The sequence below is a fragment of the Chitinilyticum piscinae genome, from assembly GCF_015223195.1.
Classification (GTDB): domain Bacteria; phylum Pseudomonadota; class Gammaproteobacteria; order Burkholderiales; family Chitinibacteraceae; genus Chitinilyticum; species Chitinilyticum piscinae.
In genome coordinates this window covers 158,496-178,149 of record NZ_JADFUA010000001.1, presented here as the reverse complement: position 1 = coordinate 178,149, position 19,654 = coordinate 158,496, and the positions used below count along the sequence as shown (strand labels likewise).

Annotated in this window: 18 protein-coding genes; 6 read left to right on the top strand and 12 right to left on the bottom strand. The window is 59.5% G+C overall.

What is annotated here, in order from left to right; translation table 11 throughout:
- Window positions 1-24: 24 nt before the first annotated feature.
- The 10 genes from INR99_RS00800 to INR99_RS00755 all read right to left on the bottom strand — a co-directional run bounded on the left by INR99_RS00800 (window position 25) and on the right by INR99_RS00755 (window position 12,901).
- Window positions 25-1,197, bottom strand: coding sequence for a response regulator (locus INR99_RS00800; RefSeq protein WP_228098014.1), 1,173 nt, complete (start codon window positions 1,195-1,197; stop codon window positions 25-27).
- Entirely contained in the window at window positions 1,175-4,210 is a 3,036-nt protein-coding gene (locus INR99_RS00795; RefSeq protein WP_194114388.1) for a response regulator, read from the bottom strand. The genes INR99_RS00800 and INR99_RS00795 overlap by 23 nt, the downstream gene beginning before the upstream one ends.
- Window positions 4,210-5,118 (bottom strand): phosphate/phosphite/phosphonate ABC transporter substrate-binding protein, encoded by a 909-nt coding sequence (locus tag INR99_RS00790; RefSeq protein ID WP_194114387.1) that lies wholly within the window; start codon window positions 5,116-5,118, stop codon window positions 4,210-4,212. The genes INR99_RS00795 and INR99_RS00790 overlap by 1 nt, the downstream gene beginning before the upstream one ends.
- A 185-nt stretch (window positions 5,119-5,303) precedes the next feature.
- Window positions 5,304-8,174: a DUF4132 domain-containing protein gene (locus INR99_RS00785; RefSeq protein WP_194114386.1), complete on the bottom strand. Its 2,871-nt coding sequence runs from the start codon at window positions 8,172-8,174 to the stop codon at window positions 5,304-5,306.
- 1 nt (window position 8,175) lies between these two features.
- A complete protein-coding gene (locus tag INR99_RS00780; RefSeq protein WP_194114385.1) occupies window positions 8,176-8,610 on the bottom strand; it encodes a hypothetical protein in 435 nt (144 codons plus the stop codon).
- Window positions 8,611-8,673: 63 nt separating this feature from the next.
- Window positions 8,674-9,705 (bottom strand): glycoside hydrolase family 3 N-terminal domain-containing protein, encoded by a 1,032-nt coding sequence (locus INR99_RS00775; RefSeq protein WP_194114384.1) that lies wholly within the window; start codon window positions 9,703-9,705, stop codon window positions 8,674-8,676.
- A 295-nt stretch (window positions 9,706-10,000) separates the two neighbouring features.
- Window positions 10,001-10,405 (bottom strand): ribonuclease E inhibitor RraB, encoded by a 405-nt coding sequence (locus INR99_RS00770; RefSeq protein WP_194114383.1) that lies wholly within the window; start codon window positions 10,403-10,405, stop codon window positions 10,001-10,003.
- A 25-nt stretch (window positions 10,406-10,430) separates the two neighbouring features.
- On the bottom strand, window positions 10,431-11,066 hold the full coding sequence (locus INR99_RS00765) for a YecA/YgfB family protein (protein WP_194114382.1): 636 nt from the start codon (window positions 11,064-11,066) through the stop codon (window positions 10,431-10,433).
- 72 nt (window positions 11,067-11,138) lie between these two features.
- Window positions 11,139-12,485: a tRNA (N6-isopentenyl adenosine(37)-C2)-methylthiotransferase MiaB gene (gene miaB / locus INR99_RS00760; protein ID WP_194114381.1), complete on the bottom strand. Its 1,347-nt coding sequence runs from the start codon at window positions 12,483-12,485 to the stop codon at window positions 11,139-11,141.
- A gap of 47 nt (window positions 12,486-12,532) precedes the next feature.
- Window positions 12,533-12,901: a hypothetical protein gene (locus tag INR99_RS00755; protein WP_194114380.1), complete on the bottom strand. Its 369-nt coding sequence runs from the start codon at window positions 12,899-12,901 to the stop codon at window positions 12,533-12,535.
- Window positions 12,902-13,087: 186 nt separating this feature from the next.
- On the opposite strand from INR99_RS00755, the gene INR99_RS00750 reads away from it, so the two are divergent.
- The 6 genes from INR99_RS00750 (at window position 13,088) to INR99_RS00725 (ending at window position 16,933) form a co-directional block, all read left to right on the top strand.
- On the top strand, window positions 13,088-14,068 hold the full coding sequence (locus INR99_RS00750; RefSeq protein WP_194114379.1) for a type II secretion system F family protein: 981 nt from the start codon (window positions 13,088-13,090) through the stop codon (window positions 14,066-14,068).
- 428 nt (window positions 14,069-14,496) lie between these two features.
- Window positions 14,497-15,270: a hypothetical protein gene (locus INR99_RS00745; protein WP_194114378.1), complete on the top strand. Its 774-nt coding sequence runs from the start codon at window positions 14,497-14,499 to the stop codon at window positions 15,268-15,270.
- Window positions 15,271-15,396: 126 nt separating this feature from the next.
- Window positions 15,397-15,627, top strand: coding sequence for a helix-turn-helix transcriptional regulator (locus INR99_RS00740; RefSeq protein WP_194114377.1), 231 nt, complete (start codon window positions 15,397-15,399; stop codon window positions 15,625-15,627).
- Between the two features lie 20 nt (window positions 15,628-15,647).
- Window positions 15,648-15,890: a hypothetical protein gene (locus INR99_RS00735; RefSeq protein WP_194114376.1), complete on the top strand. Its 243-nt coding sequence runs from the start codon at window positions 15,648-15,650 to the stop codon at window positions 15,888-15,890.
- Between the two features lie 24 nt (window positions 15,891-15,914).
- Window positions 15,915-16,196: a hypothetical protein gene (locus tag INR99_RS00730; protein WP_194114375.1), complete on the top strand. Its 282-nt coding sequence runs from the start codon at window positions 15,915-15,917 to the stop codon at window positions 16,194-16,196.
- Window positions 16,166-16,933: a hypothetical protein gene (locus INR99_RS00725; protein ID WP_194114374.1), complete on the top strand. Its 768-nt coding sequence runs from the start codon at window positions 16,166-16,168 to the stop codon at window positions 16,931-16,933. The genes INR99_RS00730 and INR99_RS00725 overlap by 31 nt, the downstream gene beginning before the upstream one ends.
- A gap of 695 nt (window positions 16,934-17,628) precedes the next feature.
- On the opposite strand, the gene INR99_RS00720 is transcribed toward INR99_RS00725, so the two are convergent.
- The gene (locus INR99_RS00720; RefSeq protein ID WP_194114373.1) at window positions 17,629-17,982 is read right to left on the bottom strand and encodes a hypothetical protein; all 354 of its coding nucleotides are present in this window, start codon (window positions 17,980-17,982) and stop codon (window positions 17,629-17,631) included.
- Between the two features lie 199 nt (window positions 17,983-18,181).
- Window positions 18,182-19,507 carry a tyrosine-type recombinase/integrase gene (locus INR99_RS00715; RefSeq protein WP_194114372.1) on the bottom strand — a complete coding sequence of 442 codons (1,326 nt, stop codon included), beginning with the start codon at window positions 19,505-19,507 and terminating at the stop codon, window positions 18,182-18,184.
- Window positions 19,508-19,654: the final 147 nt, after the last annotated feature.

Sequence of the window (19,654 nt, the reverse complement as noted above, 5' to 3'; positions counted from 1 at the left end):
TGCGCTTGCCCCGGTGCGCAAGATTCACGCGCGGCCGAATGCCTCCATTTTGTGGGCAAGATGTTCCAGGTCGGCGTCCGTTTCGGCGTAGCGTGCGGCGATCTCCGCAAACTCCTGCTGGATGAGCACAAACGCATCCAGTAAATCGGGGTCGAAATGGCTGCCGCGACCTTCGGCCATGATTTCCAGTGCACGGGCATGGCTGAATGCGGGTTTGTAAACGCGCCGGCTGATCAGGGCGTCATACACGTCTGCAACGGCCATCAGCCTGGCTGATAGCGGGATGGCATCACCGGCCAGCCCGTGTGGATAACCTGTGCCATCCCATTTTTCCTGATGCGACAGGGCAATTTCGCCTGCCACGTCCAGTACGGGGGCATGCTGCCCCACCCGAAGCTGGGTGCGCTCGATGGCTGCGAATCCCAGAGTGGTGTGGCGTTTCATGATCTCGAATTCTTCCGGGGTCAGCTTGCCTGGTTTAAGCAGAATGCGATCGGGGATGCCTACCTTGCCGATGTCGTGCAGCGGCGCGGCACGAAACAGCAGATTGATCTGCTCATCGGACAGTTCGGCGGCAAAGCGCGGGTGCTGGCGGGCCTGCAGGGCCAGCGCCCGGACATAGTGCTGGGTGCGCAGGATATGGTTGCCGGTTTCGTTGTCGCGGGTTTCGGCAATGGATGCCAGCGCAATCATGGTCATTTCCTGCGCAATGCGGGCATCGTCGGCGCGACGTTGTGCCTCTTCGGTGCGCCGCTGCACTTCCTGCTCCAGATAGCTGTTGCGGTCACGCAGAAAATCGGCCGCAGCCTTGAGTGCCAGCTGGGTGCGCACCCGGGCGTGCACGATGGGCGGACTGACGGGTTTGAGAATATAGTCGACCGCGCCGATGGCCAGCCCGAATGCTTCATCGGTGGGGTCGGTTCTGGCGGTCAGAAAAATGACGGGAATGTGCGCGGTAGCCGGGTCGGCCTTCAGTTGCCGGCAGACCTCCAGTCCGTCCATGTCCGGCATCATGATATCGAGCAGGATCAGGTCGGGCTGCGGATCAGCGTGCGCCAGTTTCAGTGCCCTGGCTCCGGAAGGGGCAACCTTGACCCGATAGTCAGTGGCGAGCAATTCGTCCATGAACTCCAGATTGGCGGGGGTATCGTCGACGATCAGGAGCAGGGCTTTGTCAGTCGCGGGTCTCTGCATCATGGTGGGTCCGGTTATCTGGCTGCAGTAGCGCCAGTGCCTGTTCAAAATCGTAAGCCTGGATGGCTTGCTGTAGCCTGGCATAAGGCTCGGGCTGAAGCTCGCGGGCAATCCGGTGCGCATGTTTTTCAAAGCAGGCATGCGCTTTGGCATCATCGTTGCCAAGCAAGCGGATCAGTTCCTGTTTCCAGCTAGCCTCGTCCGGGCCTGCGTCACTGTCCGCGGCGGTTTCGCCAGGCGTAGCTGGCGAGCCCAGCGACTGCTGGATGGTCTGGCAGAGCCGCTGCAGCATGGATTCGAGTTCCTGCAGCGGGGCTTCCAGCTGTGCGGGTGCCGGGTGCTGCTGGAGACTGTGTTCCAGTTGCGCGGCGTGTGCCGCGAGATGGACGGCCGCAATCTGCCCGGCCTGCCCTTTGAGGGTGTGCACTATCCTGGTTGCGTCATCCCAGCGGTTCTCTGCCAGTGCCTGGCGCAGACGGCTGGTTTCATCCGGCTGGGATTGTGCAAAGCGCAGCAGGTATTTCACATAGCGTGCCGGACTATTGCCGGACAACTCCAGCCCTTTGGCCATTTCCAGCCCGCTGATGCTGACAGGTAGCGGTGACTGCTCGGCCACCTGTGCCGCTGCCAGCGTGCCGCCATCCTTGCCACTGTCGGTGGCCAGCCACCGCTGCAGCAACTGGTAAAACTGCTCGGGGACGATGGGTTTGGCCAGAAAATCATTCATGCCGGCGGCGAGGCAGCGTTCACGATCTTCCTGAAGGACATTGGCGGTCATGGCCACGATGGGCAGGGCACGCAGAGAGTCATGGGCTCGAAGTTGCTGCGTGGCGGCCACGCCATCGAGTACGGGCATCTGCATGTCCATCAGGATCAGGGCATAGTCGCCTTCAATGGCCATCTGCACGGCTTTCTGGCCATTTTCGGCAATATCAGCCTGCAAGCCGGCCAGTTGCAGGAATTCGATGACCAGATCCTGATTGATCGGGTTGTCTTCGGCGATCAGAATGCGCTGGCCGGCAAACTGGGACAGCGCTTGGATGTGGGCAGTCGCATTGTCGGGCATGTCGCGGCGTACCCCGGTCATGGCCATGATGGTGTCGAGCAGCATGGATGGCGAAACCGGCTTCATCAGAACATGCTCGATTCCTGCTGCCGCACACTGGTGTAACACTTCCTCCCGCCCGTAGGCGGTAACCAGTGCAATGGCCGGCTGGGGCTGCAAATCCAGCTGGGCAATTTGCCGTGCCGCTTCCACTCCATCCGTGCCCGGCATGTTCCAGTCCAGCAGGATCACCCGGTATGGCGCGCCATTGCGCGCAGCGGCACATGCCGCATTCACTGCGGCTGAACCGGAATCGACACTGGTGACCTGGAAATCAAGACGTCTGAGCATGTCGCCAAGCGCCTGCCGAGCGCCGGCATGATCGTCAGCGAGCAATGCCCGCTCTCCGTCAAAGTGCGGCTTGTCTTGTTTTGCTGTGCTGTGCGGCGCCACGCCCAGCCTTGCGGTAAACCAGAAGGTCGAGCCGGTGCCGGGCGTGCTTTCGACTCCGACCTCACCGCGCATGAGCTCCGCCAGCCGCCGGCAGATGGCCAGTCCCAGTCCGGTGCCACCATATCGGCGGGTGGTGGAGGCATCCGCCTGTTCGAAGCTCTGAAACAGGCGGCTTTGCTGTTCGCTGGTCAGCCCGATGCCCGTATCGCTGACGGCAAAGCGCAGCATGATTTCCTGCTCGTTCTGCCAGACCGGACTGACCGCGATGCGGACTTCGCCCTGCTCGGTGAACTTGACGGCATTGTTGCCATAGTTGGTCAGGATTTGTCCGAGGCGCAGGGGATCTCCGCACAAGGTTTCGGGCACTTGCGGGTCGACTTCGAACAGCACTTCCAGGCCTTTCTGGGCAGCCTTCTCGCCAATCAGGTTCGCAACATTGCGAATTACGGCGTCGAAGGCAAAGGTGCTGTTTTCGATCTCCAGTTTGCCCGCCTCGATCTTGGAGAAGTCCAGAATGTCATTGATGATGCCCAGCAGATGCTCGCCCGAGCTGCGGATCTTTTGCACATAGTCCACCTGCCGTGCTGACAGGGGGGTATTCAGCAGCAGGTGGCTCATGCCATAGATGGCATTCATCGGTGTTCGGATCTCATGGCTCATATTCGCCAGGAAGCTGCCTTTGGCGACATTGGCAGCCTCGGCGGCGATGCGCGCCCTGACCAGATCCTGCGTGCGGTTTTCCACCTCGAACTCCAGGGTTTCCCGGTGGTGTGCCAGCTCGCTGTTTTGCCGGGCCAGATCGTGTTGTTGCTGCTCAAGGGTGTCGAGCATGGTGTCAAACGCGGTGGCCAGCCGCCCGGCTTCATCCTTGCCACTCAGGCGGGCGCGAACGCCGGTCTGGCCGGCCTGGACGGTATCCGCGACCTTGCTGATGGTTTCCAGACGCCTTGCCAACCCGCGAGCGGAGAAATAGGCAATTAGTACACCACAGGCCGAGGCCAGCAAGGCAAACAGCAGTGCGTGCTGGCGGATGCTGGCCAACTCATTCTTGAGCAGGGTGTTGCCAAAGCCGATTCTGACCCAGCCCAGATGCTGTTGTCCCAGTGTAACCGGGTAGAGTACGTCAACAACCCCGCCTGCCGAGTAGAGGGTTTGCGGGACGGCTTCGGCAGGCTGCTGGCTCAGATACTGTCCGCGCCGCTCGTGTTCGCTGTGCGCCACAATCAGGCCATTGTTGGCGGTGACGATGGCGTAGCGCAGATCGGGATATCCGGCCAGGCCGCCAAGAATTTCCTGCACACCGGCATAATCCCGGGACATCATCCACACCGCACTGGAGGTGGCCACGCTGCGCGCCAGCGCCCGGGCAGTGAGCTCGTAATGGGCGCTGACGTCCGCTTCATGCCGGCGGATCGAGTCAGCCGCCAGGGCCAGTACGGTGGCCGTGATGATGCAGCCTACGGTGAGCGCAATCCGCCAGCGCAGAGGCATGGCACGCAAAAAAAGTAGTATCCGCATCATGGCTGCTTGACCGGGCGCACCTTCCGTTCGAAGTCGGCAATGAAGTTCTGCACGGGGGTGTAGGTCTCATTGCTGGCCGGGTAGAAGGCCTTGGTGGCCATGCCGTCAAGAATCCGGCGGCCCTCGGGGGAGTCAGTCAGGGCAAACAGGGCGTGTTGCACTTTGCTTGCTACGGTCGCAGGAACGTCATGGTGAACCATGACAGAGTTGTTCTGCAGATGCGGGGTCTCCCAGGCCACCCGCAATTGCGCCGCTTCGGCGGGGTGTTCTTTCTGGAACAGGGTCCACGGCAGTGTCCAGGTGGCGCCCGCTGCTGTTTCTCCGAGAAACACGTTCATGATCGAGGATTCCTGTGAGCCGACATAACGGTTTTCCAGATCCTTGTTGATATCGATTCCCTGCTGATACAGAAAATACTGCGGCAAGATGCAGGCCGCCAGTGCGGTGGCCGAAGGGTAGCTGACTGCCTTGCCTTTCAGATCAGTCGGTTGCCGCACCGGGCTATCCTTGCGCACTAGTATCAGTCCGCGGAATTCCGTTTCATCCCCGGCCATGGCGATCACCCGATAGCCGCTTTGCATGGCTTGCAAGGTCTGCCAGGGGTTGGGGAGGATGAACTGCGGTGATTTCGCAGTGATTTTCTGTTCAAAACTGGCGTAGTCCTTCGAGGATTCCAGCTTGAAGGTGGCTTCAGGAATGCGGCGGTTGAGCTCATCAATCAGCGGTTGGTACGCCTGGATCAGTTTCGCCGGGTTGTGCAGTGGGTGTACCGCAAAAGTGTATTCAGGTTTGCTGCTGGCGGCAGGTGCAGTGCTGTATTGCGGACCGGGAGGTTGCTCTTCCCTGCCGCAACCGGAAAGCAACGATGTGAGCAGGAGCGCTGCGAGTGCCAGCAAAACGCGCATGAGCTTCTCCCCGGGATTGGGCAATCTGGTTTGCCCCTTGCAGTGAATGGCGGCATCCCCGGTGCGAGCGGGAATGCTTTCAGTCTGGCATATCTTCATGGCGAAGCAAGCGGCAGGCTGACGGGAAGCTGGCGTGATGCCGGGGCCGTCAGCGTCCCGGCATCATGCAGGGGAAATCCTCGCGTTCAGGCCGGGGCAACCTGCATCCGGATCTGCCGCAGGATGCTCTCATCCCTGATCCGGTCATCGTCCAGCAGCATGACAATCTTGCTGATGATCTCGGCCGTGCGGATGTCGCTGTCTTCAAACGGCAGGCGCAGCTTGCCCTGTGCCTGCGACCAGTCCGGAATCACGCACAGGTAGGCGCCTGGCTCGATGTGGATGTGCGCGCTGGCGAGGTTGACGCGGTAATTTGCCAGCCGCCCGGTGACATGGGCGTGGCGCTCGTCGAGGCGCAGGCGTTCGCCACCCAGTGCGGGCGTCAGCGCCTGCAGCAGTGCATGACGGGCGGCGAGCGTTTCGCCGGAGGTGAATTCCTCGGTGTCGTTGACAAGCGAACGGGCGATCATCAGGTCGAGGTCGCGCATGGCTTCGCTGAACAGGATGGGCGGTACGCTGGCCAGCGGCACATCCTGACTGTCCTGGCGGAAGGTGACGCCGGTGGTCTGCAGCGTATCGACTTCGGTGAAATAGTGCGCGTCGCAGTCGAAATCGATGTTGGCGCTGTAACCTTCGCCGAGCGGGCGATGATGTTCGGCGTCGCCGCTGTCGCCGCTTGGCCGCCAGCCGCGCTGGCGAAAAATGCCGGCAGCGATGCGGGTCTTGACCCAGCGGTGCGCGTAGCGTTGCGAGACAGTGCCGGATTCCAGCTCGGCGGGCGTGGGGACGTACAGTGCGCGGAAAATCTGCTGGATCGGTTGCAGCAGTTGCAGCGCAACGGCGTGCTGCTGCCATGCCGCCAGTGTACCGTCGCTCATCCACTCCAGCGGGTGCGCCAGCCGCAGGTTGCCTTCGATGTCGTGGAAGTCGTCCAGCCCTGAAAGCTGGCCGAGCTGATACAGGCCGCAGTGGCCCGCATCGTCCACCCACACCAGCTTGCTGATCAGGTCATAGAGCACCGGATGTGCGCGGGCGGCGTCGAGTTGTTCCCCGCTGAAACGGGTCTGGCGCACCAGATGCTCGTCCAGCACCGCACGGAAGCGCCGGCGTTGTTCTTTCAGTGTGTCCCACGCGTCTTTCAGCGCCAGCCAGTCCGGGTCTTTTTTGATGGCCGCGGGCGGGGTGGCCAGCGTCTTGCCCTTGGCATTGACAATGACAATGCCGGAATCGTCGCCAGCGAGCCGGATGTGTGCCTGATAGTCGCCGATGGCCTGCGGTGCAAAGAATGCTTGCAGCTCCTCACCCTGCCGGCTTTCCATTGCCCATTCCAGCGCGCCCAGGCTACTGAAGCCCGCATTGGCGGCCAGATTGGCCAGACCAATCTGCACCGCTTCGCGCTGGTTGGCGCAGCGCTCGGCTCCGTATTTGCTGGCGAGCTGATGCAGCTCTTTCAGTTGCAGGTAGCGTTGCTGGCAGAGGGCTTCCTGCTGTTCGGCAGGCAAGGGGAGCAGGCCCAGTGACATGATTGCGAGATGGGCGTGCTTCTTGAGGGCCGATTTTTCGATCGCAGAGGAGTCATCACCACGCAGCGCGGCGGTCAACCCTGCCAGCTCTTTGGACAGCATTGCATTGCTAAGGAGCGCCCAGTCTTCCGATGGCAGGGCTTGCAGCGTTGAGCGCAGCACAGCCACGTCACCACGTGGCTCATCGGCTGGAGCATCGATCATCAGCTCACGGCATCGGTGGCTAATGTCCAGCAGCTGCGCTTTGCCCAGCGCGGGCAACAAGGCGCGCTGTGCGCCATCGCCACTCCAGCCCGCCTTCTCCACCAGAAGGTGCAGCACCCGGGGCGGATAGGAGGCCAGCTCTGCAATGGCGGATGCTTCTTCGGCCTGGTCACGCGTCCAGCCCGGATCAAGCAGGTTATTGCGCGCAAAGGGGGCGAGCAGATTCTGCAGTTCTTCGGAGCCGAGCGTGGCATCGTGCAAGGCTGTTCCGAGTTGGCGCAGCACATGCAGATACGCCCGGTAACCGCAAATGCGGGTGGAGAGCTCGGGTTCGATCTCGTCGGAAAGCCAGTGCAGGCTCCGCGTTTGTGGATCGAGCAGCAGCAGTTCGAACAGTGTTTCGCGCAGCGGCAGCATGGCGGGCGGCCAGTCATCCATCTGCCAGCTCAGCAGTTCATACGGCGCCGAATCGGGCCATTGCCGGCAGAATGTGCTGATTGCGCCGACCTCTGCGCCATTGGCACGAACACCATCGATCAGCAGCCTGCGCTGGTGTTCGATCGCATGCAGTGAGCGTCCGGGCTGTACGGGCAGGCCGATACCCCCGCCTTGCGGTAGCCAGATGCCGTTGTCGTCAAAGTGCAGGACGCCGGATACGACTTGCCGGAATAGCGCCAGGTGGTTGTCAGAAGAGTTCGGCGGCGTTTCGTCGTAGTAGCCCATCCGGTTGGTTGGCAAGCCGGCCAGGGTGCAGGCGAAAAGCTGTTCGAACAAGTCGGGTGTGGCCGGGTAGTCATAGAGCTCGGGCGTGCTGAGCAGATTCCGGCTCAGCCGTTGCTGCATTTCCAGCAGCACGCCCATGCGGTCAAGGCGGGTTTCTTCGTAGCCGTGTGATGAATCGCCGGCATTGGCGAAGGCAGGATGGTTTGCCCGCAAGGCGCAGAATCCGGAAACGACAGACCACAGCCACTGCCTTGTGCCATCCTGCCCCAGGCAGTCTTCCACGGCTCGCCACCAGGCGCAGCGCAAGGCGCGATGGGTTTCGTCATCATATTCAAGCTCGATGAGTTGATCGAGCACATCGGCCCACAGGCGAAATTCGGCGCGCAGCTCGGGGTGGGCGGCACGGTAGTCGGCAAAGCGGCGGTCCAGATCGAGCACGCTTGCGGTGAGTTCGGCAACCTGTGGCCAGTGTGCATGCAAAAAGGGATAGGCAATGGGTGTGATCATTTCAGCCACCTTGCAGGGGAATCAGCCGCACGAAGCGGATCGGCTGGTGCGGGTTAAGGGTGATGATGTCGTCTTCCGCGCGGATTTGCCGCTCGCCCACCAGCAACAGAAAACGGCGGCGGCGAAAGGCCTCCAGCGCGATGGCTGTTTCCAGGTCGGGAGCGGGGGCGGCGAGATCTGCCGTGGCCTGTAGGGCAACACGGCCATGCTGCCGCATGTGGGCGATGTCGGCCTCGCTGAGGTACTGGCGAGCAATGCGCTGCTGTGCCTGGGCCGCATCAAGTTGTTCCCGCTCGGTCAGGATGCGGCATTGCTCGAGCACGGTCAGGTGGATCAGTTCGTCGGCACGGATGCTGCCGTGCAGCCAGGGCAGCTGCAGCCGGCTCTCCGGCTGGCTGGGCAGGGTAGACTGGATGTCCAGCTCGATGAGCGGCATGACATGCTCCGGAACAGGGGCGCTCAGTCTAGCATTGTCAAAGCTGCGTCAGACATGGGGAAGCTAACGGCCTGTGGTCGGCGTAACAGTGCTGGCAGCCAGTCGCTGGCGGCTGCGGGCAAGGGCTCCCTGATCCAGCGTGCCATTTGCCTGGGCTACGAGCAGTGCATCCAGCACCGGGTAAACCAGCGCCGGGTCCCAGGCGACCAGTAGCCAGTCGACGCCGGCGTTCAGTGCGCGCACGCTGCCGGCCTCGATGCCGCCGGGCTGTTCGCGTGCTCCGGCCATGCTCAGATCGTCGGTGATCAGCAGGCCCTGATAAGCCCAGTCCTGCCGGATCAGTTTGCCGATGACGGCGGGTGATGAGGATGCGGGCAGTTCAGCATCCAGTGCCGCCAGTCGCGCATGGGCCAGCATGGTCACTGAATCGGCTTGCATCAGCGTGCGGAAGGGCTGCAGATCGCTGGTCTGCAGTTCGGGTAGCGGCGTGGTGATGCTGGCGCTGTCCGCATGGGTGTCCTCGAACACGCGCCCCAAACCCGGAAAGTGCTTGTAGGTGCATTGCACGCCCTGCTGGCGCAGGCCGTGGCAATACGCTGCGGCGGCGGTCGTGACGGCGGCCGGCGTGCTTGCCAGTGCGCGCTGGCTGATCTTTGAGTAACGGTCGTCCGGATTGCGGATGCCGTGATCCAGATCGATCACCGGTGCGAAATTCAGCGTGATGCCCAGCTGGGCAAGCCCCCGGCCTTGCTGTGTGCCGTATTGCTCTGCAGCCTTTGCTATGTCTTGGCTGCCGAGCAATACCTTGCCCAGTGCCGGCTGGAAATCCAGCGGCGGCGACAGCCGCGACACCAGCCCGCCTTCCTGATCGGTGGCAATCACCAGCGGCGGCAGGCCGTGTTCACGGCGCAGCGCCTGCCAGCTGGCGATCAGTGTGCGGATATCTGCGGCATCCATGCCCTCGACATTGCGGCGGGTGATGAAGACCCCGCCGATCAGTCCACGTGCGATCAGCTCGCGCAGTTCGGCCTCGTCGGTGTAGCCGGCGATGAGGTGACTGCCGATTGCCTGCGCATGGTCTGGATCGGTTTTCATGATTTGGTATTTGACGGAGAGGTGGCTGATTTGCCACCAGGCCGTGAGCAGGAACGCTGTGATTGCGGGTGTTGCAATAAGCCCCCGAAAAGGCAGTCGGTAGCAACAAACAAGAATGATCAATAGAGCTGATGCAGTCAGTACAATTCGGATGCCCAAGGAGCGCCACACGACCAGTCCTGCGGAGTCCCAAAGCAGTGAAAGGGTGAGGAGTGCACACGCGAGCAGGATGCTAGCAAGTGAAAAGCTCAGCCGGAATGGCTGACGTGGATTGTGGCTGCAGGAGGAGATCAATTTACTCGTCGCGAGCAGTGATCCAGCCATCCGTGATACCGCCATGCTTAGTAGCGACAGCATCCAGTTCAGCCTCGAAGGCAGTGATCGCTGCATGCTCAGGCAGCATCACTCTAGTGATGCTTGCCTCCCAGGGTTCATGCTCGCTCAGGGACGTCTGATAATTCTTTTGTTCCATTGCCGCGCCAAACTGAAGCAGCGCATTTTGCGACGGGAAGGCCACGTAGAATGTGATCGACTTGGGTTGACCCAGGTCGGCCCCGCCCATGACGAGGCGGCAAAGCGCATCGCCATTGGCGTCCGAAGGCAGATCATCACAGTAGCGCTGCGCCATCACGTTCGGAATCAGACCGATTGTGAGCAGGATGGCTCCCATTCCAAGGCGCAGAGCTTCAAGTATCCGCATGGTTATTTCCGGGAGTCCTCTCGGTTTAGTGCCGGCGACCCGGGCGGCGCGGCTGAAGGGCGATGGGCGGGATCTGGTCGATCCACCATGCGCGCAGTGCCGGAATGGCTTCCGGCAGCAATTGCGCCACTTCATGCTCGAAGCGGGCCAGCTCTTCCTCGTCGCCGCCCATTTCCTCGCGGGCTTCATCGTCGGCACAATCGAAGAGCGGCGAGAGCAACGGGGCGAGGTCTTCGTCGTCCAGCGCATCGGCCCAGGCATCGCCTGCCAGGCCCACGCCCAGCGTGAAGCCGTAGCACCACGGCCGGGTGATGTCGAGGTTGCGCTCTTCGTCCAGATACAGCATCGGCTCGAAGGCCTCTTCGCTCGCCAGCTCGTCGGCGAGCTGGTTATACAGCCGCAGGATCAGATCCTCGATGTCATTCTGCTCGGCGGCGCTGGCATAGCGCGGACGCTCGCCATTGTCGCCCCAGACCTGCGGCAGCCATTCGCCAGCGTCGGGGGATTTGGGGTAGAGCAGCAGCGCGGTCAGGAAGCCGTGCAGCATCGAAAGATCCATGCTTTCTTCCGGTGCCGCTTCGGATTCGAGAAATTCGGCCAGCCGGTCAAGCTCGGCATCCGTCAGGGGCTGCAGGGTGGCAGCGGAAAAACCTTTGGCCATGATGGCTCCTTGGTGGGTATTGCCCGAGTGGCCTTTTATATAAAAGGCTGGCGAGCAATACATGGTGGTCTATCAGGCCTCGCGGGTCACAATCTCGCCGCGCAGACTGTGGCTGAGCGCGCTGGTGATGGTGACATCGGCGAAGTGGCCGATCAGGCGGACATTGCCGGCAAAGTTGACGATGCGGTTGTTGTCGGTACGGCCAGCCAGTTCGGCCGGGTTCTTCTTCGAGCGACCTTCGACCAGCACGCGCTGCACGGAGCCGACCATGCTCTGGTTCACTTCGTTGGCGAATTCATCGATGCGCTTCTGCAGGCGTGCCAGACGGGCGGATTTCACCTCGGCGGGCACGTCGTCCTGCAGGTCCGCGGCCGGCGTGCCGGGGCGCTCGCTGTAGATGAAGCTGAAGCTGGCGTCGAATTTCACGTCGTCGATCAGCTTCATGGTCTTTTCGAAATCGTCGTCGGTCTCGCCGGGGAAGCCCACAATGAAGTCGGAAGACAGGCAGATGTCCGGGCGGGCTTCGCGCAGCTTGCGCACCAGCGATTTGAATTCCAGCGTGGTGTAGCCGCGCTTCATGTTCACCAGCACGCGATCCGACCCGGCCTGCACCGGCAGGTGCAGGTGCGACACCAGCTTCGGCAGCTTTTTGTAGCAGTCGATGATGCGCTGGGTCATTTCCTTGGGGTGGCTGGTGGTGTAGCGGATACGCTCAATGCCCGGAATCTCATGCACGTATTCCAGCAGCATGGCGAAATCGGCGATGTCGTCATCCTCGCCATCGCGGGCGATCTTGCCGCGATAGGCGTTGACGTTCTGACCCAGGAGCGTCACTTCCTTCACGCCCTGTTGCGCCAGGCCGGCGATTTCCACCAACACGTCGTCGAGCGGGCGGGAGACTTCCTGGCCGCGGGTGTAGGGCACGATGCAGAACGAGCAGAACTTGGAACAGCCTTCCATCACCGACACAAAAGCGGTGGCGCCTTCGACCTTGGCTGGGGGCAGGTGGTCGAATTTCTCGATTTCCGGGAAGGTGATGTCGACCTGCGACTGGCCGGTTTCGCGCTTGACCTTGATCAGCTCCGGCAGGCGGTGCAGCGTCTGCGGGCCGAACACCACATCGACGTACGGCGCGCGCTTGATGATGGTTTCGCCTTCCTGGCTGGCGACACAGCCGCCCACGCCGATCACCAGATTCGGGTTGGCGAGCTTTAGTTCGCGCACGCGGCCGAGATCCGAGAACACCTTTTCCTGTGCCTTTTCGCGCACGCTACAGGTGTTGAACAGGATGACGTCGGCTTCTTCCGGGTTGTCGGTTTTTTCCAGGCCGTCGGAGACGCCCAGCACGTCGGCCATCTTGTCCGAGTCATACTCGTTCATCTGGCAGCCGTAGGTCTTGATATAAACTTTCTTGCTCATTATTGCGTCGTTACTGTGGGTATATGCCCACGCCTTATGTAAATCGGTTAAAGCTCGAAGCTACCTAGTGGGGTATTGATGATTAGCCCCGGTTTGCGCACACCGAGTTCGGCCTGCTCTTCCTCGGTCAGAATCCACAGCCGTACCACCTGCCCGGTGCGTTCCTCCAGCAACATGTAGGCTTTCGCCTTCAGTGGCAGCTGGTTGATCATCAGCAGCTCGCCGCGCGCGCCGCGGATCTGCAGCCCGGGGGAACCTTCATACACCTTGTCTTCCAGCTTCAGGATCGGGAAGGGCCGCGTCACCTCGTAGGCGTCGACGGAAACCACACTGCCGCCAGCCGGAAATTTGCGGGGGGCAGCCAGGGCAGCCGGAATCATCAGAATCAGGGCAAGGCAGAGCAGGAGCTTGCGCATGGTGGGGTCTCGCCGGACGGAAATAGTGCAATGGTAGCAATCTGCCGCGCTGGCGGCCATGTTATTCCCCGTCTTGCGGGCAAGGGCGCGATTCTTGCGCAGTTTGCCTTGTGCGGCAAGGACTTGCGACGGGAGGCGTGTGTCGCCGGTTATACTGATCCGGTGTGTTTTCACCACAGGACCGCCATGGCTGCACTTCATCCCCTGCTATCGCATGCGACGCGAGCCGATCTCTTTGCCCAGCTGGCGGCGCTGGAGCGTGCCGGTGTGCCGGCGCAACAGGCGTTTGCCGGACTGTCGCGCCTGCTCGGGCCGCGTTGCGAGCCCATGCTGCGTCAGCTGCGCACCGGCGGCACCATTGCGGCGGCGGGTGAGCGCTGCGGGGTGTTTGCGCCATTCGAGGCCCGGCTGGTCGGGGTTGCCTGTCATGCCGGCAGCCCGGCCAAGGTGTATGCCCAGCTGGCCGAATGGCATCGTCAGCGTGATGCCCAGTTCCGTGCGCTGCGTTCGCGGCTGGCCATGCCGGTACTGGTGTTGGCGCTGGCGCTGTTGATCCGCCCATTACCAGGGCTGGTGACGGGCGAATTAAGCGTGGCCGCGTGGCTGTGGGGCATGCTCTGGCCGCTGGGGTTGCTGGCCGGATTGGCAGCCGCATTGCGCGAGCTGTGGCGTGGCCGCCAGCAGGGGCGTTATCGGGGGGTCGATGAGGTGTTGCTGCAGCTGCCGGTTTTCGCTGACTGGCTGCCGAGGCTGGCGCTGCGCGACTATGCCCAGCATCTTGCCTTGCTGACCGATGCTGGCATCGGCGTGCACGAGGCCTCCCCGCTGGCGATGGCCACTGTCAGCAGTCCGGTGCTGGCGGCGCGCATGGCCGTTGTGCAGCGGGCGTTGCTGGCGGGCGAGCCTTTGGCCGCAGCGCTGGCGAAGGTGCGTGGCCTGCCGGTGCAGGAGCTGGTGGCGCTGGTTGATACCGGCGAGCAAAGCGGCCGCCTGCCGGAGATGCTGGCGCATTACGCCGCACAGATGACTGCCGCACTGGAGCACGAGATCGCCCAGCTCATGGCGTGGCTGCCGCGGTTGCTCTATGCGGCAGTAGCGCTGTGGATGGCCTTCGGCATTCTGAGTGGCGGCAGTCTGATCACGCCCGTGCCTGCTGATTTGCAGTAGCCGGAAAGCAGAAAGTCCGCAGTCTTGCGACTGCGGGCTTGGATCTGGTGGTATGGCGGGACTCGATTGTGTTCGTATATGCCTCATAAATGCTTGCATCTGTGTCTACTTTCCCGATTCGTGCCCCTAAGCGTACCCCTAAAAAATTTTGCTATGACTTTTTGGATGTTCCTCTGACCGTTGCGGTTGCTTCGGTTTTCCAGTCTGCCAATGCTCGCTGCAGTCAGACAAGTTGTAGGCTCGGCTGCCAGTCCCCCAGAATTGGTCAACAAGATACACTTGTTGGAACAGCGTGTGCAGCGCAAAACGGTTCGCCGCCCTGCAAACATGGGTGAACTTTCAGGATAGCGTAATAAATGAGCAGGTCGTAGTTGCGGCCACATTCCGCAAGATCGCCTGACCTTACACCTTCGCAAATATGGATGATCATGAGAATAGCACTCAATACATCTGAAATTCTGGATATGCTTAATGAACATGGCCCGCATTATCATTCGCCATACACCACCCAGCTTGAAAATGATGAGCGCAAAAGCGAAAAATTGGCCGTTTCGCTTGCGAGACGAATTGTTCAGGAAATAGATGACGAATTAGAGGCCAGGAAAAAGTCTGAAGAGGATGAGCGCGATCTGGAGGATGAGTTTGAGAAGGTAATCAGCAATAATAAGAATGAGAAGGCGATAGAAAAGGAGATAAATAGAATAATATTTAAAATGGTGAGGAGGAAGTTAGATAGAATAAAAAACAGCCAAGAAAATGAAAAAAACATCCAGGATGATACATTGGAGTACATCAGGGGGTCACTTTGCTTCTTAATTGAAAATATCTCAGAGGTCGCTCCATTTCAGAAGCTAGTTAGCCATTCATTTTTTAACTTCAAAGAAAGCGGGCAAGTCGAGAAACACATTTTTACAAAAAGGGCGCAATTGCTTGCGCGGCGCATCTACGCTAAACACACCGTAGTTTTAGAGAATGGCGATATTGTTGCTTATCCTAGTATTGAAAAAGTGAAAGATGAGCTTCTTCAGTTTGATTTAAAATCTAGGTTATTTGTTAACAATGTTAGTTTGTGGTCTAAAGAAAAACAGGCCATTAAAGAAGCAGAAGATGCCGCGAATTGGGTTACGCCGATCTACATTAGGATGTATAAAAGACGTGAAGCCATCTTGAATTTGGAAAATACACCCGAGTCTACCGAGTAACTTGGTCAAGCAGAAGAACTACGAAGTTCTTCTTCTGGCCCCCTCTCCCCCTGCGAACTAGCATTCCATCCTAAGTTTCACCCGGCGTCCTCGGGTGTTACTTGGTCTCATAACCAAAGGAATGCTATGCAAGAAAATCCGCACGGGCTTCAACGGCAAACCCTCGCCCCCGCGTCCCACCGCATCCTTCGCATGAAGGATGTCACAGCCATCACCGGCATCTCCAAAAGCTCCATCTACCGTCATATCCAGTCGGGCCATTTTCCGCAGTCGATTCGGCTGTCTCAGCACGCCGTTGGCTGGCGTTCTGACCAAATTGAGGCCTGGATGAATTCCCTGCCTCGAAACACTCAATGACCCATTTGAAGGAAAATCACATGAACTATCACTGCATTGACCAATTTGATCACGACAGCATCATGAACAACGCAAAGCTGCTGCATTCGCAGCAAATGGGCGTGATGACAATCAAGCTGATTACGCACGACGAGGATGACTTGATGATTGTCGGCCCGGTAGAAGGAAGCGGAAATTACATCGTGATTGATGGTAATTCTGAGGCTTATGACGGAAGCGCTCATGATCATGTGCGGTATTGCGTAGCCAAGGGGCTGCTGTGATGATGTGCAATCAACCAATTACTGATGGAAATTAAAATGCATATTCAAAAAATCAATGAAGACAACTATGTGGCCGTCATGGCTGAGAACAGAGAAGGTCAAGCAGGTGATGAAGACATCCGATTTATCTATTCCAAAAAATATGCCCGGCAGCACATAGGCCAAACAATTGACGCGGGCAGCCAAATTATCTATTCCACCAAATATGCCGGTCAGCACATCGTCATTGTTGGCCCTTTGCCGAACTCGGAATATGTGCTGATTTCTGAGGGGCCATGCAAGCTGCCAATCTCCATGAGCTGCTGATTGCGGAGCGGAGCCGGGATGAGGAAGCGTTCGCCCGCTGGCTGGAACAGATACAGCGGCAATCGCTGTCGCAACTGCTGTCGTCATTGCGACATCAGCGCAATCCTGCCCGGCGCTGGGTGTTGCAGTTTCTCATGGCTGCGCAGGGGCTGCCGCCTGCGCTGCGAGGTCTTCCATGCTCTGATGAGCTGGAAGACCCGCAACGCGCCTATGAATGGTGGCTGGCTGATGTCGATTGGGTCAGGAGAACATATCCGAAGCACATTCCGATTTGGAGTAAATGGAAGCGTCTATTTGCCCCACAAACCGCGCAGGACAGCGCCAGCTGGCACAAGACCGCACTATGGGTCTATGGGCGCGCGGAACGCTCTGCGACCTATTACGCGGGCGGCATGGGGCTTCTGCCCAGGCAGCGCGATGAACTGGCTTGGTTATGCGGTCGTGATGTTCAGCTCAAGCGCAGAACGCTGAATAGGCTGCGCGAGAGCAAGGTCGAACTGATGCGTGAGCAAATGGCTCGCCGGGACAAGTCGGGAAGTGTCAGCAGTAGTGATGTGCTCAAACGTCGAATGCTGCTGAAGGAAATTCACGTACTGACCGGCGAGCACAGCACCCGGACGGCCAGCTATTACCGGCGCATTACCGGACAGCCCATCACCCGACAATCCGTCGATAAGCAGCTCGCTAAGCTGGACGAGCTTTGTCATCAACTGAAACGAAAGGAGAAGCTCAATTAGTTACATATTGACCTTTCTATGGGCGTGTATCTGCCCCTTCAGGGCAGATGAAAGAAAAAGCCCTGAAACCCGCGCCGTTGTTGGATGAAATGGGGTTGCACTCTTTCGCCGCAGAAGGGGTTGCATCAGTCACTGCAAATGCAACCCCTTCCCCGGCAAATTCTGCAACCCCTTTTTACCTGAAACGGGCAAGCCCACGCTTGCCCGCAGATGCAAAGATCGCCCCACGCAGCAGACAAGGTTTTCGCGCCGGAGTGCCGAAAACGGGCAAGGGGAAGCCCTTCAGCAACCTTGCATAATCAGGGCCGAGAAGCATCCAAACCCGCTGAAACTTCTCCTGCATTGTGAGTGACAATGCTGCTGGAAGTGGCTCTGTCATTGAGTTTCAGTGCGGCCTGAGACAAAAGGTAGCCTTGCCCCTGACTTGCATGTCTGCGGCTGATGCAATTTGCGCCACGTCCTTCCTGACGGCCAGGAATCAACTACCGCAGCACATAACACCCCGGAATGGGCCAAACGAACTCACCGAGCCTGCATTGGAGGGCGAAGCCCTAGAAAAACAAGCGATGCTGACCCCATTCACGCCGCGTCCATTCTGTTGCGGCAGATTTGTCCTTGGACAGCCAAGGCTCAAATCGGGGCTGTCATCTTGACCTTATGCGTGACTCACTGCCTCGTTACGCCCAGCCTGCATATCAGCGCTCGGTATGCGCCCGCAGTTCCTGCAGCTGCTCAGTGAGCGATGGCAAGGCTGCGTGCTTGACCCCGGCAACGGAATGAGATCGCAGCTCATCAATGAGCACTCCAACCGCCGTCCAAATGCTACCAATTAGCAGGCCAATAAGTGAAACCGCGATACCGATATATCGCAATTCATAATAGTGCTCAACCTGAACACTATCGCCGTCATAGACCACTTTACCGCCGCTCCAAGAATAGAGCATGAGCAAGGCCAGTATGCTGACAAACATGATGATGACACCCAAGAACTTCAGCAGCCACGGGTTTGATTTTGGTTCGTCGATATTGGGGGCGACTTGTTCGGACATATCCTTAAACTCTCTAGGCACATATTATTCCGGCCAAATTGCCGGGCGATTAGTTTAGAGAAAAGGGGTTTTCAAGCAAGTCTATCGTCAGCATGTTCTCGAATATGTCTCATTTCCCATACATGCCCCGTCGTACTTAGCAACTTCCGGCATGATCGCTTGTCGCTGGCGCTGCCCGATTGCTTCATCGACACCGCCCTCAAGCGGCGCGGTTAAGCACCAGCACCGCAGCCTTGCCCGGATTGAAGTCACATGGCTCGATATGATGGCCGGCGTCTTGCAGCGCATCGAGCCAGTCAGCCCACCATTGCAGCATGGCTTGGCGCTCTTTCAGGTATTGCGCGTTGCGGTTGTAGATCGCACGCACAGCAGCTCCGGCGCTGGCCTTGCCCTCATGGCCAATGTGGCGTTCTACCGCATCAGGGTTAAAGCGGCCTGACTCATTCAGCGCGGAAACCATCATGGTGCGAAAGCCGTGGAGGCACACGTCCTGCTGCGTGTCATAACCAACACGTCGCAGCAGCTGGTTAACGGTGTTTTCGCTGATGGGAGTGCCGGGCTTCTGGCCGGCAAACACAAAGCCCGCTGTGCCGTTGATTTCCTGCATGCGTGCCAGCAAGGCGACGGTTTGGCGCGAAAGATAGATGATGCGCTCACGGCCCATTTTCTCGCCGCGCTCGCTGTATTTGATGCCTTCCACGGCTTCGCGCTCGGGCGGAATAGTCCAGATACCCTTGCCCAGATCAAACTCGCTCCACTGCGCAAAACGAAACTCTGATGACCGAGCTCCGGTCAGCAGGGCGAATAACGAGGCATCACGAGCAATACGGCTGCTGTAGCCGCTAATCCGCGCCGCCAGCTCGCTGGTGCGGGTGAGGGGCAGGGCAGGGTGATGGCGTGCTTGGCGGCTCGCTACAGCCCCTTGCAGGTCAAGTGCAGGGTTGCTGTCGATACGGCCGGTCTGCACGGCATAGCGCATGATGGCGGTCATGTACTGGCGTAGTCGTTTGGCCAAGTCCAGTGCGTCACGGGCGGCAGCTGCCTGCAGCACGACCAGCAGATCGCGGGTTTTCAGGTTTTCGACCGGCTGGCGGCCAATGTGCGGGAATACATCATCACGCAGGCGCTGCAGGATGCGCCCGGCATGATCATCGCCCCATTTGCTGCTGGCCTTCTCTTTGGCATGCCATTCCAGCGCCACCAGCTCGAAGGTGTTGCTGGCTGCGTATCGGGTGGCCAGCTGTTCTGCTGCGCGCTCGGTCTGAGGGTCTTTGCCGCTGGCTAAAAGCGCGCGGGTATCGTCGCGCAGCTTTCGGGCAGCGCTTAGGGGTACGTCGGGGTATGCGCCAAACGACAGGCTGGATTCTTTGCCGTCCGGTTTGGCGTACTTCATTCGCCAGAGCTTGGCTCCGCTGGTTTTGACCAGCAGAAACAAGCCACCGCCATCAAACAACTTGTAGTCCTTGTCGCCTGGTTTTGCGTTGCGGCATTCAGAGTCAGTCAGCGGCTTGGTTTGGCGGGGCATTGGGGTATCTCCGGTTCGTACCCCTAAGCGTACCCCCAAAAATATGGGATGCGCTAGGACGGCGTGGAGATGCCTGGGAATGAAAAAACCCCGCAAGCCTAAGCTTTACGGGGTTTTTGGTAGTTTCTGGCACTGCCTGAAACTGAT

Bases quoted from the DNA above. Each gene is read 5' to 3' on its own strand.
- INR99_RS00800 (WP_228098014.1), bottom strand. From the start codon at position 1,197: ATGATGCAGAGACCCGCGACTGACAAAGCCCTGCTCCTGATCGTCGAC.
- INR99_RS00795 (WP_194114388.1), bottom strand. From the start codon at position 4,210: ATGCGGATACTACTTTTTTTGCGTGCCATGCCTCTGCGCTGGCGGATT.
- INR99_RS00790 (WP_194114387.1), bottom strand. From the start codon at position 5,118: ATGCGCGTTTTGCTGGCACTCGCAGCGCTCCTGCTCACATCGTTGCTT.
- INR99_RS00785 (WP_194114386.1), bottom strand. From the start codon at position 8,174: ATGATCACACCCATTGCCTATCCCTTTTTGCATGCACACTGGCCACAG.
- INR99_RS00780 (WP_194114385.1), bottom strand. From the start codon at position 8,610: ATGCCGCTCATCGAGCTGGACATCCAGTCTACCCTGCCCAGCCAGCCG.
- INR99_RS00775 (WP_194114384.1), bottom strand. From the start codon at position 9,705: ATGAAAACCGATCCAGACCATGCGCAGGCAATCGGCAGTCACCTCATC.
- INR99_RS00770 (WP_194114383.1), bottom strand. From the start codon at position 10,405: ATGCGGATACTTGAAGCTCTGCGCCTTGGAATGGGAGCCATCCTGCTC.
- INR99_RS00765 (WP_194114382.1), bottom strand. From the start codon at position 11,066: ATGGCCAAAGGTTTTTCCGCTGCCACCCTGCAGCCCCTGACGGATGCC.
- miaB (WP_194114381.1), bottom strand. From the start codon at position 12,485: ATGAGCAAGAAAGTTTATATCAAGACCTACGGCTGCCAGATGAACGAG.
- INR99_RS00755 (WP_194114380.1), bottom strand. From the start codon at position 12,901: ATGCGCAAGCTCCTGCTCTGCCTTGCCCTGATTCTGATGATTCCGGCT.
- INR99_RS00750 (WP_194114379.1), top strand. From the start codon at position 13,088: ATGGCTGCACTTCATCCCCTGCTATCGCATGCGACGCGAGCCGATCTC.
- INR99_RS00745 (WP_194114378.1), top strand. From the start codon at position 14,497: ATGAGAATAGCACTCAATACATCTGAAATTCTGGATATGCTTAATGAA.
- INR99_RS00740 (WP_194114377.1), top strand. From the start codon at position 15,397: ATGCAAGAAAATCCGCACGGGCTTCAACGGCAAACCCTCGCCCCCGCG.
- INR99_RS00735 (WP_194114376.1), top strand. From the start codon at position 15,648: ATGAACTATCACTGCATTGACCAATTTGATCACGACAGCATCATGAAC.
- INR99_RS00730 (WP_194114375.1), top strand. From the start codon at position 15,915: ATGGAAATTAAAATGCATATTCAAAAAATCAATGAAGACAACTATGTG.
- INR99_RS00725 (WP_194114374.1), top strand. From the start codon at position 16,166: ATGCAAGCTGCCAATCTCCATGAGCTGCTGATTGCGGAGCGGAGCCGG.
- INR99_RS00720 (WP_194114373.1), bottom strand. From the start codon at position 17,982: ATGTCCGAACAAGTCGCCCCCAATATCGACGAACCAAAATCAAACCCG.
- INR99_RS00715 (WP_194114372.1), bottom strand. From the start codon at position 19,507: ATGCCCCGCCAAACCAAGCCGCTGACTGACTCTGAATGCCGCAACGCA.